We start from the raw sequence: 16,178 nt of genomic DNA on the forward strand, positions 1-16,178 counted from the left end.
ACCACATTGACTTTGATTAGCGTTACTTAAGGCGCTAGAGTTGAAATTATCATTACTTAAGATAATAATAATTTTCTGTTATTTTTAGGCTTTAGCATTTGAAGGTGAGTATGATCAATCCACTTTGGCTCAATACATTTAAGACTCTGGTTGAAGTTGGACATTTCACCCAAACCGCAGAAAAGTTGTACATGACACAACCAGGAGTGAGCCAGCACATCAAGAAGCTTGAACAAGCTTGCAATTGTGACCTGCTTTCTCGGGAAAATAAAAGCTTCGAGCTGACCGAACAGGGTCGGATTATGTATCGCTATGCGCTCAAGCTAGAAAAAGACCAAGAAGATTTATTCGAATCTCTGAGTTTTGATAATCCTTATGCTGGGCAATGTCATCTATCCTGTTCGGGTTCACTCTCTTTACGTCTGTATCCCAAGCTTCTTGAACTTCAGCAACAACACCAAGATCTGAGCATTAACTTAGAAGCGGCTCCAAACAAAAAGATATTGAACGACCTAATCCAAGGTACCACCGATATCGGCATTGTTAGGCACTCCCCAAACGACAGTTACTATCAAAGCCAAGTCATTGGTAAAGAAGCACTCTGCCTCATCGTTCACAGCAGTCTGGCTCACTTAGAGATAACACCACAAGTACTGCACGACATTGGCCTTATTGCGCATCCAGATTCTGCTCACTACCTGTCTTTGTATTTCGACCTGTGTGGAGACAAGGATCTTGCGAACATCAACGTTAATGAAATACCAAGATCTGGCTACATCAATCAGCTTCACCAGATCTTGCTGCCAGTATCGAAAGGGTTAGGCTTTACCGTCTTACCGGCTGGCGCCGTTGAGCACTTCCCAGAAAGAGACAAGTTGCACGTTGTGCCACCCAAAGTAGAGGTTGAGGAAATACTGTATCTGGTTCAAAAACGAAACAGAAAACTGCCGCACCGATACGATACAGTTATCGATCTGATCAAACAAAACGTGAGTGGTTAGAAGCGTTGATTAGTTGATTAGTTGATTAGTTGATTAAATTTAAAGCCTTTAACCCAAAAGGTTAAAGGCTTTAATACTGAAGTACTTGCTATTCAGACAGTAATAGCGATAAGACAGCAACTGTAATATACCGACGAAGCAAAGCGGCTTATTCCAAGGTGTGGAGAACCTCACACGCTCGCTCGAAGTCATAATTATCTAACGCACGTTGTACATCGTTAAGCGCAGCAGAACTTGGATACTCTGCAAGTAACTCGGCCACGTATTGCGTTGCATCGTTATCATAAGCTTCCAGCAGAGAGAGCAGCTTAACCCTTTGATCTTCTTTGACCACGGTTCCCATCGCACTCGCTTCACTCATGTATTCTACTTGTGGCTTCACAATCAGGCTTTCCGTTGCTGTAATAAGCTCAACTAACCTCGCCTCACCTTCTCTGAGGACTTGCTCATCACACAAACGATTGTGAGCTTTATCTTCTAACTCTCCCATCAAATCAGCAAACCGGAGGCCGCCAATCGACGCTGCCATACTTTTCAAAGTATGCAGGTTTCTTTCAAGCGTAATCCAATCGTCTTGTGCCAAATTATCAAACGCATCAACCATCATACTTGGCGCACTGCTATGGAACTTCCCAACCAGTTTATTTTGTAGTTCCGAATCATGATGAGTGAGCTGTTCAAATCGTTGCTGAGAAAACACACTGGTCACATCAATGCTGTTAGGTTGACTTGTTAGGTCTTCGAGTTGTTCTGCCTGCCCATCTAACGACGCTACCTTCCCTTCTACCATCACCTCCGGCACGATGTATTTGATGATCAAAGAAGTCGCTTTATCGATGATAATCGGCTTGTCTAAGAAGTCCGTTACACCTGCGTCTCTTGCTCTTTGCTTCGCATCAGCAAACACATTGGCGGACATCGCGATAATAGGAACCTGAGTATCAAACTCACGGATCTGACGCGTCGCTTCAAAGCCATCCATCACGGGCATTTGAAGATCCATAAGAATCATTTCATAGTCATTATTTTTGGCTAGTGATACCGCCTCTTTTCCGTCCTCGGCCAAGTCAGCATTCAACTTCGATCGCTTTAAAAATGCCAATGCTAGGTCTTGGTTTAATTCATTATCTTCAACCAGTAATACCTTTTGCCCTTTGAACTCGATGTGATAATCCAACTTGAGCTCTTGTGATTTAAAGTGCGCCAGTTCTTCTGAATCTGACCTAGGCAAAGTGAGAACGAAAGAGAACTCACTGCCCTTACCCAAAACACTTGCGACTGAAATCTTACTGCCCATGGCTTGCACGAGCTTTTGACTAATATTTAGCCCTAAGCCAGTACCTCCAAACTTTCTCGTGGTAGTGCTATCTGCCTGACTGAATGCTTGAAAGAGCTTGTGCCTATTTTCTTCTGAAATGCCTATTCCAGTATCGGAAACAACCACCTTCATACTCACGCTGCGATCATTGGATTCGAGATGAGTAACATTCAAAGTCACGTTCCCATGCGATGTAAATTTGATGGCGTTACCAATCAGGTTAAGAATGACTTGGAATAGTCTTAACGGGTCGCCAATCAACGGAGTATCTAGCTCTGGATCTATCGACATAGACAACTTAAGTTGCTTCTCATCCGCTTTCGATTCCATCAACTCAATGACATCTTGGAATGTCGTCACGGGATCAAATGGGATGCTATCAATGACAAGCTGTCCCGCCTCTATCTTAGAGAAGTCGAGGATGTCATTAATAATGCTTAACAGTGAATGCCCCGAACGGTGCACTTTCTCAATATAATTTCGAGCAACAGGATTAGATATTTCGCCAATGGCCAGATAAGACAAACCAATTATTGCGTTCATTGGCGTTCTAATTTCATGGCTCATATTGGCTAAGAATTCCGATTTAGCTTGGCTTGCCAGATCTGCTCTCTGTTTCTCTTCTTCAAGTTGTTCGTTTAGGCGTTTCATTTCTGAAATATCGAACGCCCAAAATAGTGTGGCTATCTCGCCATCTAGCTCAAACAAATAATAGCTGACGAGCGCGACGAAACGGGTTCCGTCAAACTTCCTAAGCACTAATTCTCGGTTTACGACTTTACCTTTGAGGTTGAGCTCTTTGTATAGCGAATCACGATCAGACAAAGAGTTATAAATAGTTTCAACATTTATAGAGTGCAACTCTGTCCGCTCCACTCCGAACAGACGCTTCGCAGTATCATTCGCATAACGAACCTGTTCCTCGACAACCACACTCGCTGCTATTGGTGAAGTGTTCAAAATGTTATAAAGCTGATGTTGTGCTTTGCGAAGCGCTTCTGTCGCGTCATTGGCAATCGCTATTTGCTTTGTGAGTTTTCTATTCCAAAATACGATGATTAAGACGATCACCAACGAAAAAAGTGAAATGGTATAAACCAACTCATAATCAACTTTCTCGATCGATTTTGGCGCAGCCCATTTAGCGGATATTTTTTGGTGATCTTCAGCGGAAATACTGCCAATTGCTTTGTTCACAATAGACAAGAGTAAGGGTTCTGACTTGATGACATGGAACGTTGGCGACAAAAAGAAATCTAATCGGCCGATAATGCCAATCCCTCGATAGCCAAATGAGTCGATTAGGTAAGTTAGGACGTCAACGGTATCAATCATCGCATCAAACTCACCCGACTCGACGAGCTCTAAGCCGTCATTAGTCGAGGACACCATCGCCCAGTTGATCTCAGGGTAACTATCCACGATAGCTCCTGTATTGGCTCCACCTTCTAAAATACCTATTTTCCATCCCGCAGCTTCTTCTAAGACAAGGCTATTCACATCTCGTCTTGAGGCAATGGCCAAGCGACTAGAAAATAACGGTTTACCCGCTTTCACACTCTCGCTAAGTGAACGATTCTCCACAGCGGCCGAGACAAGGTGTACTTTTCTATGGTCAACGAGACGTCGAGTCTCCTGCCAACTGCCGACATCAACATGTTCCAAGCGTAAACCTGTTTTCTGTTCGATCAGCTTTAGGTAATCATCGATCATGCCGATGTATTCCCCTTTGCTCGAAACGGCCTCATAAGGCAAAGAGTTAGGATCAATACCGATTTTTAATACTGGATGAGACTTTATCCACTGACGTTCATTTTGACTAAGATTAAGAAGTTCACCGGCTAAACTGTTTGATTGATAAATATCTGAAATATAACGTTTGGCGCCTTCCCCGAATGATTCGAACCGCTCAATACCTGGAAAATAAACATAACTCCCTTCCACGGAATCCATATCAAAATAGAACGTCATAAACCCAGCACTGGTGCTGCCCGTCTGCGTTTTATAACCAGCGCCTTTCGTCACAGATGACAATTTAGAGGTGTTTTTCTTGTCCAATGATGACGTTGATACATCTCCTAGGAACCAAGATTCAAGCGGTCGCTTATTATTATCAGCCAGTGCAGAAATCACGGTGAAGGTATTATCTGCGTCAAATATGTCAAAAATCTTAGGCAATTCGTCAAAGCGATCATTGACGATAAAGTACGCTGAGATTTGAGCAATAATATCGGCCTTCTTCAGAACCAGAGTCAGGTCGTTCTTAATTTGTCGTCTAAGAATCAGTTCAAATTCACCGTCTTCCCTTTTCAGGTTTGCCAATGCGGCATTGAAGCGGTCTCTTAGCGCTGCCCCCCTGAAATCCACGTAGATGGGATAACTGACTTTATAATCTTCATGTAGCTGAATCTCGCGCATTTCAATAAACCGGGTATTGGTGACAAACCAGATTAATACGCGCCTTTCTACCATCAGGAGATCAACATTTTGAGCTCTCAGTTGGGAAAACGCCGACTCTAAGCTGTCGAGATCTTCTATCCGATCAATGCTCAATTGGCTACCCAACACCTCTATTGAGTTTTTAATCGGCGATGTTTCATCAAACAGCAAAGCACCCAATGCCAAATTTTTTGCCGACTTCAAATCCAGCTTACGCCTCTTTAATGACACTGGTACAAAATCGATATCCATCACCTTGTCACTGACAAAGTGCAATGAAGGGTCATCAAGTTGTACGCCAGAAACAAATGATATTGAGCTGTTACTATCGATAGCTTGACGAGCCGCACTACGAGGCAATGTGACAACGTCACCAAGGCGATAACCCATATCATTGAAAAGCCTTTGCATAATATCATGCGCTAAGCCGACAGAAGTACTGTCTGGATACATGTAAGGAGGGTGATCGAAATCGAATACACCTTTAACGGGAGAGCGATAAGGCGAGTCATCTAACCATTTAGACAAAATGCGGTTCTTTTTACTTATATCAAACGTCTCAATTTGTTGATTCAATAAACTAAGTAATTCAATGTCGCTAGAACGAACCACCATAGCCGCCTTTATATTTTTCCAGCGATCGAGTACGTAATTAACCGCTAGATTTTCTACACCACTTTTATGAGCAAGATCCATTGTGGTCACAGGTTCAGCCAGCAAGCCATCAACAGAACCATCCTCCAAAGCTCGAATAGCATCAATTGAAGTATCAAACTCAACCGCCTCAATAGAGCTAAGCTGCACACCAGAACGCTCCAGGTCGATACTTTCTCGCACCATGGCAATTCGCCTTTTTGCCTCTTGCTCTATTTTATTATTGAGATGATCTTCGGTAGGAAGAATGACGGCAATTTGATATGAAATATAGGGGTCGGTTTGAAGGAAGCGTCCTCCGGCACTTGGATCAAACTGTTGAAAAGGAAATACGTTTCCCTTTCCGTCTAACAGGGCTTGCTTTGCTTCAGAGTGAGAGTCCACGCTAATGAAATTAACTTTGACTTTAAATCGCTCTTCAAGATCATTAGCCCAGTCTCGAATGATGCCATCAACTTTTCCATCGTCACCGATAAATGAGTAAGGATAATGACTGGACAGCGCAATGAATGTCACTTCAAGTTTAGTATCTTGCCATCGGTTTTCTTCTTGATCGGGTGCCGTTTCTGCATTCACGCTTGTCACAAAACTCGCCAAGGCAATGAGCAAAAATAGGGATTTAACGTAACGATTAATCAGCACAACCCAATGGTCACTCATCTCTAAACTTCTCTTTAATTGCTAGAATCTCAGGTAACTTTAGAAAAAACATATCGACGATAGTCGGATCAAAATGCTTGCCTTTCTGTTCTTCAAACAAGCTCAGTGCCTCATCAACACTCCACGCTTTTTTGTACGGTCTCTCTGCTGTGAGAGCATCAAACACATCAGCAACCGCGGCAATACGCCCTACCAAAGGAATGTCTTCTCCCGCGATCTGGTTTGGGTAACCACTGCCATCCCATTTTTCATGATGATACTGCGCTACCTGAATCGCCATACGCATCAGTTTGGAATCGCCCTGCCTACCAAGGATTTCAACACCGAACTCGACGTGTTTCTGCATGGTAGTCCATTCATTGGCATCCAATTTGCCTGGCTTCAGTAACACACTGTCAGGAATGCCAATCTTGCCAATATCATGCATTGGCGCGGCATCACGCAAGGTCTCGGCATCTTCGTCTGTCATACCCAAGGCTTTGGCTAATATCTCGCAATAATGGCTCATGCGCATAACGTGCATGCCCGTCTCGTTATCTTTAAATTCAGCCGCTCTACCCAATATGTTGAGCGTTTCCAGTTTACCGAGATTGATCTCTTGGGTTTTCTCTTTCACCTGACTAAACAAAGCTCGTTGCTGGTCATAAAGAGCAATATGGGTTTTTACACGTTGTAGTGCAATTTCAGGTGTAATTGGCTTCGTTAAATAATCAACAGCACCTAAGGACAAGCCTTTTACTTCGGCTTCAGGGCCAATCTTTGCGGTAACGAATATAATGGGGATATGCGCAGTATTTGGCTGAGCTTTTAATTGACGGCACACTTCGTAGCCATCGATGTCAGGCATCATGATATCAAGGAGAATAAGGTCTGGCTGTGGCACCATCTTCGCTATTTTGATACCGATAGTACCGTTAATCGCGACCTTAACTTGATAGGTATCTTTGAGGATTGCCGTTAACACATCTAAGTTACTTGGGGTGTCATCCACGACTAACACTATAGGTTTACGACTCATTGACACCTCGTATAAAAATCAAACAGTTATAAACATAGTGTAGATGGGTTTTCGTACCTCTCAACATGAAAATGACAAATGATTGTTAAAAATGAAGAGTCGATCTTCGAGTGACATCAAACTAACGGTTTGATGTCAAAAATACGGCAGAGATTAGCGTATAACACAAGAGGAAATATGCTTTCTTGGACATATGAACCATACGAAAAGAGCTCCTCATATGGGAGCTCTTTTATACAACGGCTAGAAAACAAAACAACCCAGTTATTCAGTAACCTAACGACCAGAATAATACATACAGATTCGAACGCCATCGAACTCACGAATCTCAAATGGGATCTCGTAGATCGATTCCATCACTGACTTTTCAACCACTTCAGAGACCTTACCCGACTTAACCACTTGGCCCTTCTTCATCGCGACAATGTTATCAGAGTAACAAGAAGCAAAATTGATGTCGTGAATCACGATCACCACCGCTTTATTAAACTCATGCGCCAAGCGACGCAGCGTCTGCATGATTTCAACCGAGTGTTTAATATCAAGGTTGTTCAGTGGCTCATCTAAGAACACATAATCCGTATCTTGCGCCACAACCATCGCGATAAACGCCATTTGACGCTGACCGCCACTCAACTCATCAAGATATTTGTTTTGGATGTCAGTAATGCCAAGGTGGTCTAATGCTGTATCGACGATCTTATGATCTTCGTCTTTCAAGCGGCCTTGAGAATGTGGGAAACGACCAAAACAGACCAACTCACGAATCGTAAATCGCATATTGATGTTGTTTGACTGTCTTAAGACTGCAAGGTGTTTCGCCAACTCTTTGGTATCCCATTCAGCCAGTAATTTATCACCGATAACGACCTCGCCCGCATCACTTTCGGTTAAGCGACTCGCCATAGAAAGCAGTGTACTTTTACCCGCACCATTTGGGCCAATGATAGAAGTCACTTCTCCTTTCGGGAACATAGCACTGGCATCATCAACCACGAGTGACTTGCCATACTTCTTAGTTAAACCTGTTAATTTAATCACTACTTACTACCTTTACTGAATTCTGGTGCGTAACAACAAGAACGTAAAATACAAACCACCGACTAAGTTAATGATCACACTCACTGTGGTTTCAAACGCCATTACTTTTTCGATAAACCATTGGCCTGAAACCAAGAGCACTACCGCTAACAAACTGCTTGCGATGATAAGCACACGATGCTGATAAGATCGGAATATCTGGCGAGCTAAGCTCACGGTGATCAAGCCAAAGAACAGCACCGGGCCAACCAAAGCAGTCGATACCGCGACCATCACTGACACAATCACCAAAGTAATCTGAGTCAGTCGTTTGGTGTTCACACCCAAGCTTGTTGCGTTATCAACACCAAGCCAAAGTACATCAAGCTTAGGCGCTAACAACCACAGGCCAAGCAAGCTCAAACCTAATGGAATAAGGCTGAGGTAAACCAGTTCACCTTTCACGTTATTGAAGCTTGCGAACATCACATTCTGCAGCACCGCGAATTCATTGGGATCAATCAACATCGCAAGAAAGTTCGCTAAGCTCGAGAATACGCTGCCACACACGATGCCTATTAAAAGCAGTGTGAAAACGTTATTTCGCTTGCTCTTAAAGTAGAAATGGAACAGAGCAAACGAGAACAAGATCATCACAGTTACAGACATCGAAAAGTTTGCGATTGAATCAATCACCCAGAAACTGGTACTGCCAAACACAAACAGAAGTACCGTTTGAACCAGCATATACAAGCTATCAAAGCCCAAGATGGATGGGGTTAGAATTCGATTATTAGTAATAGTTTGGAACACCAATGACGATGCAGAAATCGCCACCGCCGCCAACACAATTGACAGTAGTTTAGGTAGTCGCAGAGACAAGAAGAACTCATAGTTATCCCACGTAAGTCCCTGCCCCACAAATACAGCCGCCATACACAAAGACGCGATGGCCAGAATCGCAATTTTTACTGAATCACGCATTCGACTTGTCTCTCATGATTAGGTAGATAAAAATCAAGCCACCAAAGATGCTGATTACCATCGAGATTGGAATCTCATAAGGGAAAATGACGATTCGAGCTAACAAGTCACAAACCAATACCAAGATCACGCCCCAATAGGCTGTCCAAGGCAGAATCTTCTTCATGTTATCGCCCATCATCAGCGACACGATATTCGGCACGATAAGACCAAGGAATGGGATAACACCGACGATCATCACTACAGAAGAGGCACAGATAGCGACCAATGCAACACCAATGAAGACGATCTTCTGATAATTCAAGCCGATGTTTTTCGCAAAGCTCTCGCCAATACTCGCCGCACTGAACTGACTCGCGAAGTAGTAAGCCAACACACAAGCAGGCACTGCGAGGTAAAGAATTTCATAGCTGCCTTGCAACACACTCGCAAAGTTCGCCATCGTCCATGCAGACATGGTTTGTACTAAGTCGTACTTATAAGCAATAAACGTTGTTAGAGACGAAACAACGTTGCCATACATAATGCCAATCAAAGGCACCAACACTGCATTCTTGAACTTCAGGTGTTGTAGAAAACGGACCAATAGCATGGTGCCAAACACTGCAAACGCGAAAATGAAACCTAAGTAGCTCCATTGCGCTGCATTGCCCAGAACCAGGATACCGACTATGTACCCAAGCATGGCGCAGTCAATGGTGCCCATAGTCGAAGGCGCGGCAAACTTGTTCTGCACGATCTGTTGCATGATCAAGCCAGCGACACTCAAGCCCGCACCGGCAAGCACAATCGCGAACAGTCGAGGGATTCGACTAACAACATAAATAGAGTTGGCGTGTTGGTTGCCATTGAAGAAGTCGCTAAAACTGATCTCAGCGACTCCAATCATCAATGACATAACGCATAACACAACAAGAAATACAGCAGCTGCAATGGGTTTCAACATAGAAATAATACTAAAGGTAGGGCTCTTTGAGTCCGTATGAAAAGTGAAAAAGGGCTTATAAGAACGCTCTTATAAGCCCAAAAATCTGATGATTGATGACTATTGAATCGTACGCTCAATATCACCTAACATTCGGTGAATCGCTGTCACGCCACCACCCGCCAAATACCAAGCACTTGAATCAAGGTAAACGATGTTGCCTTGCTGCGCTGCAGGTGTCGCCGCAACTAATGGGTTATCAAACAGTTGTTGTGCGCGACCTTCTGATCTGCCAATCGCTTTTTCGCGATCAAGAACGTAAAGCACTTCAGGTTTTGCGTCAGCAATGTATTCGAACGAAATTAGGTTGCCGTGAGTCCCTTTAATTGGAGCCACTGTCGCACTCTTTGACTCCTCGAAACCAAAATCATCAAAAATGATCGAGAAGCGACTGCCCTTATTGAACATCGCAATGTTGTTGCCGTTGTTCATCAGCATCATTGCTGAAGTTTCGTCAGACGCGACTTTGTCGTTTACCGCAGTGATAGACGCTTGAGTCTCTTTGATGATCGCTTCTACTTCAGCTTGCTTACCAAAGATGTCACCTAGCGCGCGCCAGTTTTGCTGAGCATCAGCCCAGTATTTATCACCTTCAATAGAGAACATGACCGTTGGAGCGATTTGTGCCAGCTTGTCGTAAACCTTAAGCATGCGATTTTCCGCGATAATGATGTCAGGCTTCAACATGTAGATAGCTTCAAAATCAGGTTCACTCAATGATCCTGTATTTGCTGTCGTTTCTTTGTACGAAGCCAGGTAATCGGGCAGCAAGCTATGAGGCGCACCAACTGGCTGTACACCAATTTGATCAAGCACATCCAAGCTACCAAAGCCAAGTACCACAACGCGCTGTGGTACTTCAGTAAACTGCGCCTTGCCCTTTACGTGTTCAATGGTCACGGTTTTCGCTTGAGCGGTCATCAGTAATGATGATGCAAGAACGATGGCAAGCCCGCTTAACAACTGGCGAACTGAATTGATTGTTTTCTTCATGTTTCTTCCTTTGCCATTGATACTAACCACCACTCATGACAATGAAAGTCACATTACTCATAGGCGAGTATGGGGCGTACACAACGGCTAAATAACGATAATTTAAAGTCTGTCATTGCTTTGATAACAAACCCGTAACGCAAGTGAGAACTATTATCAATTATATTTGCGTTAAACTGGCGACACAACAACTTTATTATTCAGAAACGTAAAAGTGAGTATTCATATTTTGCGTAGTCAGGAGAGATGCTAGGGATCAGAAATAACAAAAAGACGCGAAGAGGAAAATGATCATCAATCTGAAGAATAAACTGATGGGGGAAAGTGCCCGAAAACCCTGTAATTACAACGCTAAACTCCAGAATCACAACGCTCAACCTCAGAGTCACGAATTGAAATTTACAATGTAAAGATTATATATAACATACACTTAACCATCAATAAATTAGCTTCAAAAATAAAACCACTAATGACAAAGAATACGAAGCGGTGCAAAGCCAAACATCTGGCAGGTATCATGGTTAATTACCTGTCCTTCGCTTATTTAACTCTCAACAAGCGACCGTAAATCAATCAAAAATATTTTTAAATTTAATTAAAAATAGGGTTGCAATTTCAAAAACTAGGCGTATAGTGCGCCACTTGGCTCTAATCTATAGAGCTGTTAATGCTAAAGTAAGTCCAAGTTCCTCAAAGACAGTTCTCGATTTCCTCGTTACACCATCTCTGCGTCAGCTTTCACCTAGATAGTCATTCAATAGCTTTTAAATTCGATCCTCACTACCGATCTATCGTCATTCGCTCTCTTGTTAGCGAAGTCAAAATAGATCGATCACTTAAATATAAATGTAATAAACACAAGGCACAGTTATGTCACGCAGAACAACACGACAAACCCATTGGTACCAACTATCACGCGATAAATCAGTCAATAAACTAAAAGGTAATAAATGCTCAAGATTAAAATAGACTTACACAAAGAAGAAATTTCATGGGTCACAGAGATTCGACAGCTTAATAGCGATATACTCCACCGCCACATATTGCCCAAGCTACAACATCACAGTTATCTCATCGACTTTGAATTTAATGAACGAGAAAGCATCGGAACTATTGTTTCAGGCAACGGAAACACCCTAGGACATTTCACACTCTTATAGCATTTCCCATAGGCTACAAAAAGAAACACCGTTTAGTCCCAAAGATGTAAAAGATGTCACCCTCAATTCGCTCTAGCAGAACAAAATAGAGTAGAAGTAAAACAGAACAGAAACCTAGCCCTTTTTGCATTTCACACGCGGCTAACGCTAGCTAGGTTATCGTACTTCTATTGAAACCAACTTATATCAAACTCTGAATCACCAATGAGTCATTATCATTGCGTTAACGGTATCGACCTTAACTTCTGATCAAGAGTATATAAGTGTTCTGCAGCTTGCATGTGTTGAGGGTAATCACTGAATTTCTCACGATTCTCCTCATTCATCTTACATGTCTCATCCACCAGCATTAATTTCCAATACAGCTTTGTTGTATGCAGCATAGCCAGTAAAGGTTTGAATACCTCTTTTTCATAAGCTTGAATCAATTCTTCAATCAACTCATCACGTTCATCTTCACTTGTGATTGAACCATTGGTTGCCGAAAACACTTTTTGATACTTCAGGTTTTGTCGAAGCTTATCCATGACTGTTTGGTTTTCTTCCGCTAGCTCAACAAGTTTCGACTTAATGATATTTACCCAATTGGCTTGGCTCAGTACCGTGTCATCAACACTGGTAAAGTCTTCTCGTATCTGTCGCTCCACGTCTTTTTGAGCTTTCTTTAAAACGGCGCGCACCTTTTGAAATGGCAGCTGATATTCCTTACTTAGATCGATAATCAGCTTATGAAAACCACCATTTGGAAGGTGTAAGTTTTCCTTAAACGTCGCCATTGCAGCTTCTTGCTGATCGGTAAGGTGAGTCATTCTGTTCCCTATTCTTTATCACTTATGGTGCTGAGCCCGCGATCATACCACTATATAACCTCGTTTTTTCGGTAACTTGATAGGTTACATCTAGGTACGTACTTAATTTCTCTCAACACGTTATCTTTTGGCTAGTTTTTACACTACTTGGCATTAAATGGTAAGTTTCTATCGATGAATATTCGTACATTAGTCGCACAGGGTATATCGCCAGACAGGAGTCATTACTTACATATGAAAGACAACAGCGAGAAATGAGAAACCATATGACCTATTCAGAATACAAAGAATCCGATCTGCATAAGTGCGTTAGCGTTGGTGCAGAAGCAACGGTATCAATCGCCAAGTTTACCGTTAAAGCCACTACCCTTTTATTTCGATTTTTCCGCTGGCTTGTCGTATCGGCTTATACCTATGTGATGAAGTAATTCTGTATTGGAGTCGTTGTTTTCATTACGACTTATCCAAATACTCAAAAGCGCGCCCTATTAGGTCGCGCTTTTTTTATGCTCCGATTTTTGTAGCTAGCTTTTCCATGTCCGTTTTTTCTAGATCTAGCTTGTGATGCTTAAAGTACATAACCAATTTTCTATCGTCAGTGGCGTTAAATGGTAAAACTATGAATCGAATAAAAACCATACTACACCTGTTCCAACAAAACAGACTTCTAACTTATACAGGTACTAAAATGAAAAAGATTGCACTTAAAATTGTAGGACTAACGGTTTTGGCTTCTGCGCTAACTGGTTGTATCGGCAGCAACGCCGTAACAGGGAAAGTGATGAAATTTAACGTTGAAGTTGTCGATAACCGCTATGCTCGTGCAGGTGTAAACTTCTTATTAGCGCCTGTGTACGGTATTACAACCGCAGCCGACTATGTCGTATTCAACTCACTTGAATTTTGGACAGGTAAAAACCCAATCAGTGGTTCGCCACACGTATTTGATACAAAAACAGATACACACTTCGAAGTGAACGACGACCTAGACCCAAGCCTGAAAGAAGCCCCTGTAGGCCCAATTTCAAACAATCGCACCATTGAAACGGGTGAGATGATTAAGATTGACGAAAACACGGTTCAAATGGACATCGTCTATACCTCTGGTGAAACGGCAACTCTGACAGGTATCAAAGAGGGTCAAAACGTTAGCTATTACATGGATGGTCAGCTTGTGTCACAAACGACCATCGCTGAATTAGAGAAGATACAAGGCACTGAAGCTTAAGGTTTGTAGCTCACACTAAGGCATTAGATTCGTAGCCCATAGGGAGTTCAATCTAAAGCTAGGTTTGACTTTAAAAAGCGTAAAAAAGAACAAGCCCGGCAATTGCCGGGCTTGTTTGTATATGATCTATTATTTGTATCCGCTCTATTGGGATTGAGACTGTGTAAGCCGAATACTCACCAAACTTGCCACCATTATGGCCAAGTAAAAACTGCCGATAATGGATTCCATAAACACAAAAAACTGAGCAATAGGCAATGCTGGTGATATGTCACCATAGCCAACCGTAGTCAACGTGATAAAGCTAAAGTACATCGCATTAAACAAATTGGTTAGCCAGATTTGCTCTTCTAATCCATTAAAGGCGTTCGGAAATATTTCTAAAATCAACAAGTAGATGGTCGACCAAGCGAACCCCAACAACAAGTAAATACAGATTGACCCAATAATGTGATTGGGCGTCACCGTTTTGGCTTTCATCACCTGTTTCAACGCTGAGTAAATGTGTGAAAACAAGAACACAGCCAACGCTGATAGCGTCACTATCGACAGGTTATAGCCTTCCAAAAACGAAAACACACCAGACACTAGCGCCGTAATCAATAACAGCCCATACCAAGAGCGATACAAAGCTCGCTCTTTATGGATACCAACAATTGAACTCGCCAGAGTAATGATGATGAGAAATAGTATTGTTTTCTGGCCTTGCGGATAAAACTGCTGCATCACCGCGCAACCAAAAAACAACACCAACAGTGCATAGAATAAGAAGTAGAAGTTGTCGTCTTTAGAGACTGGCTTCATCTATTTTTCCTCTGCCTCTGCTGGTTTTTTCTCAGTTTCTTGTTGGTTTTTCTCTTCAAGCCCAAGCCACGCCATCATCAGCTCATAGCTTAAACTCAGTATCACAGCACCAACAAACAGACCGACGATTCCTGACATCGCCATTCCGCCCAACGCACCAAGCAAAATCACCAACATTGGAATGTGAGACCCTCGGCTCAGTAGTACTGGCTTCAAGATAGCGTCACTGCCGCTCACCAAAATACACCACACTAAGAACAAGCTCGCCGCCAGTGTCGATTCAACACTAAACATGTAAATAATGGCAGGTAACAAAGCAAGAATCGGCGGCAACTGAATAATAGCGACCAGTAACACCGCTAGCGCCCACAATGCCGCGGCTGGAACACCCGCGATAACCAAACCAATTGCCGACATGATAGATTGAATCACAGCAACACCAATCACACCTTGCACAACGCTGCGCACAGTCGATTTAGATAACTGCACGAGCTCTACGCCTTTGCCATCCGTTAAACGAACCACTAAGTGAGTCACACCGGTTTGACATTTATCGGCGTTACTCATGAACGCACCTGCAATGATGGTTGAGATAATAAATTGGACAAAACCACCGCCCAATGAGCCTAAAATCGATGCCATTTTAGAAGCAAATACCTTAAGCTCGTCTGCATACGTGATAAACACGCCCTCTATATTCGAAGAAGCATGGACCAAGGCGGCATAGACTCTTTCGCCAACTAATGGGATATCTTGCAAAGACTCTTTGGGTTTCGGAAGAGACAAGGTTCCGTCCTGTAGCCCTGTCATTAGGTCCGAAGCACTGGTGTAAATACCGGAAGAGAGCGCAACTAAAGGAATGAGCAGTAACAGTACTCCGATAAAGCTCAGTAATGCGCTGGCTTTTCCTTTCGACATTCCCGTCTTATTTGAAATGGCGACAGCAACTGGATAAAGCGCAGTCGCAATGATCGCCCCCCAAATAACCAATAGAATAAATGGGCGTAAAATCGAGAAACACCAATACACGAGCATGGCAATTGCTGCGATCTTGATGGCAGCGTCTATCGCCTGTTTTGAAAAATCATCGGTTAACTTCATGAGA

13 protein-coding genes are annotated in these 16,178 nt (G+C 42.9%); 4 read left to right on the top strand and 9 right to left on the bottom strand.

Annotation, left to right across the window (positions count from 1 at the left end):
- Positions 1 to 110: 110 nt before the first annotated feature.
- Entirely contained in the window at positions 111 to 1,001 is an 891-nt protein-coding gene (locus H5300_RS14910; RefSeq protein ID WP_017082005.1) for a LysR family transcriptional regulator, read from the top strand.
- A gap of 148 nt (positions 1,002 to 1,149) precedes the next feature.
- On the opposite strand, the gene H5300_RS14915 is transcribed toward H5300_RS14910, so the two are convergent.
- The 6 genes from H5300_RS14915 to H5300_RS14940 all read right to left on the bottom strand — a co-directional run bounded on the left by H5300_RS14915 (position 1,150) and on the right by H5300_RS14940 (position 11,072).
- The gene (locus tag H5300_RS14915; RefSeq protein WP_182796316.1) at positions 1,150 to 6,072 is read right to left on the bottom strand and encodes an ATP-binding protein; all 4,923 of its coding nucleotides are present in this window, start codon (positions 6,070 to 6,072) and stop codon (positions 1,150 to 1,152) included.
- Complete coding sequence (locus H5300_RS14920; protein ID WP_182796317.1) at positions 6,065 to 7,090, bottom strand: HD-GYP domain-containing protein; 1,026 nt, start codon at positions 7,088 to 7,090, stop codon at positions 6,065 to 6,067. Before H5300_RS14920 ends, H5300_RS14915 begins: the two co-directional genes overlap by 8 nt.
- 276 nt (positions 7,091 to 7,366) lie before the next feature.
- Positions 7,367 to 8,131, bottom strand: coding sequence for an ABC transporter ATP-binding protein (locus H5300_RS14925; protein ID WP_017082004.1), 765 nt, complete (start codon positions 8,129 to 8,131; stop codon positions 7,367 to 7,369).
- Positions 8,132 to 8,143: 12 nt separating this feature from the next.
- Positions 8,144 to 9,094, bottom strand: coding sequence for an iron chelate uptake ABC transporter family permease subunit (locus tag H5300_RS14930; protein WP_182796318.1), 951 nt, complete (start codon positions 9,092 to 9,094; stop codon positions 8,144 to 8,146).
- The gene (locus H5300_RS14935) at positions 9,087 to 10,040 is read right to left on the bottom strand and encodes an ABC transporter permease (RefSeq protein ID WP_017094729.1); all 954 of its coding nucleotides are present in this window, start codon (positions 10,038 to 10,040) and stop codon (positions 9,087 to 9,089) included. Before H5300_RS14935 ends, H5300_RS14930 begins: the two co-directional genes overlap by 8 nt.
- A 99-nt stretch (positions 10,041 to 10,139) precedes the next feature.
- Entirely contained in the window at positions 10,140 to 11,072 is a 933-nt protein-coding gene (locus tag H5300_RS14940) for a siderophore ABC transporter substrate-binding protein (protein ID WP_102441421.1), read from the bottom strand.
- 950 nt (positions 11,073 to 12,022) lie between these two features.
- Here H5300_RS14940 and H5300_RS14945 point away from each other — a divergent pair.
- Positions 12,023 to 12,232: a hypothetical protein gene (locus H5300_RS14945; RefSeq protein ID WP_004731601.1), complete on the top strand. Its 210-nt coding sequence runs from the start codon at positions 12,023 to 12,025 to the stop codon at positions 12,230 to 12,232.
- A gap of 215 nt (positions 12,233 to 12,447) precedes the next feature.
- Here H5300_RS14945 and H5300_RS14950 read toward each other — a convergent pair whose 3' ends face one another.
- Positions 12,448 to 13,041 carry a hypothetical protein gene (locus tag H5300_RS14950; RefSeq protein ID WP_182796319.1) on the bottom strand — a complete coding sequence of 198 codons (594 nt, stop codon included), beginning with the start codon at positions 13,039 to 13,041 and terminating at the stop codon, positions 12,448 to 12,450.
- A gap of 266 nt (positions 13,042 to 13,307) precedes the next feature.
- Between H5300_RS14950 and H5300_RS14955 the strand changes: the two genes are divergently transcribed.
- Positions 13,308 to 13,469 (top strand): hypothetical protein, encoded by a 162-nt coding sequence (locus H5300_RS14955; protein ID WP_017077492.1) that lies wholly within the window; start codon positions 13,308 to 13,310, stop codon positions 13,467 to 13,469.
- A gap of 260 nt (positions 13,470 to 13,729) precedes the next feature.
- Positions 13,730 to 14,269, top strand: a complete 540-nt coding sequence (locus H5300_RS14960) for a DUF3332 domain-containing protein (RefSeq protein ID WP_029222428.1) — start codon at positions 13,730 to 13,732, stop codon at positions 14,267 to 14,269.
- 144 nt (positions 14,270 to 14,413) lie between these two features.
- Here the strand turns inward: H5300_RS14960 and H5300_RS14965 are convergent, their stop codons facing one another.
- Both H5300_RS14965 and H5300_RS14970 read right to left on the bottom strand, forming a co-directional pair.
- The gene (locus H5300_RS14965) at positions 14,414 to 15,073 is read right to left on the bottom strand and encodes a potassium channel family protein (RefSeq protein ID WP_004731606.1); all 660 of its coding nucleotides are present in this window, start codon (positions 15,071 to 15,073) and stop codon (positions 14,414 to 14,416) included.
- Complete coding sequence (locus H5300_RS14970) at positions 15,074 to 16,174, bottom strand: AI-2E family transporter (RefSeq protein WP_004731609.1); 1,101 nt, start codon at positions 16,172 to 16,174, stop codon at positions 15,074 to 15,076.
- Positions 16,175 to 16,178: the final 4 nt, after the last annotated feature.

Source organism: Vibrio sp. SG41-7 (genome assembly GCF_014164465.1).
GTDB classification, from domain to species: domain Bacteria; phylum Pseudomonadota; class Gammaproteobacteria; order Enterobacterales; family Vibrionaceae; genus Vibrio; species Vibrio splendidus.

Coding starts and splice junctions, on each gene's coding strand:
- H5300_RS14965 (WP_004731606.1), bottom strand. CDS start 15,073: ATGAAGCCAGTCTCTAAAGACGACAACTTCTACTTCTTATTCTATGCA.
- H5300_RS14950 (WP_182796319.1), bottom strand. CDS start 13,041: ATGACTCACCTTACCGATCAGCAAGAAGCTGCAATGGCGACGTTTAAG.
- H5300_RS14930 (WP_182796318.1), bottom strand. CDS start 9,094: ATGCGTGATTCAGTAAAAATTGCGATTCTGGCCATCGCGTCTTTGTGT.
- H5300_RS14945 (WP_004731601.1), top strand. CDS start 12,023: ATGCTCAAGATTAAAATAGACTTACACAAAGAAGAAATTTCATGGGTC.
- H5300_RS14920 (WP_182796317.1), bottom strand. CDS start 7,090: ATGAGTCGTAAACCTATAGTGTTAGTCGTGGATGACACCCCAAGTAAC.
- H5300_RS14955 (WP_017077492.1), top strand. CDS start 13,308: ATGACCTATTCAGAATACAAAGAATCCGATCTGCATAAGTGCGTTAGC.
- H5300_RS14910 (WP_017082005.1), top strand. CDS start 111: ATGATCAATCCACTTTGGCTCAATACATTTAAGACTCTGGTTGAAGTT.
- H5300_RS14960 (WP_029222428.1), top strand. CDS start 13,730: ATGAAAAAGATTGCACTTAAAATTGTAGGACTAACGGTTTTGGCTTCT.
- H5300_RS14970 (WP_004731609.1), bottom strand. CDS start 16,174: ATGAAGTTAACCGATGATTTTTCAAAACAGGCGATAGACGCTGCCATC.
- H5300_RS14935 (WP_017094729.1), bottom strand. CDS start 10,040: ATGTTGAAACCCATTGCAGCTGCTGTATTTCTTGTTGTGTTATGCGTT.
- H5300_RS14940 (WP_102441421.1), bottom strand. CDS start 11,072: ATGAAGAAAACAATCAATTCAGTTCGCCAGTTGTTAAGCGGGCTTGCC.
- H5300_RS14915 (WP_182796316.1), bottom strand. CDS start 6,072: ATGAGTGACCATTGGGTTGTGCTGATTAATCGTTACGTTAAATCCCTA.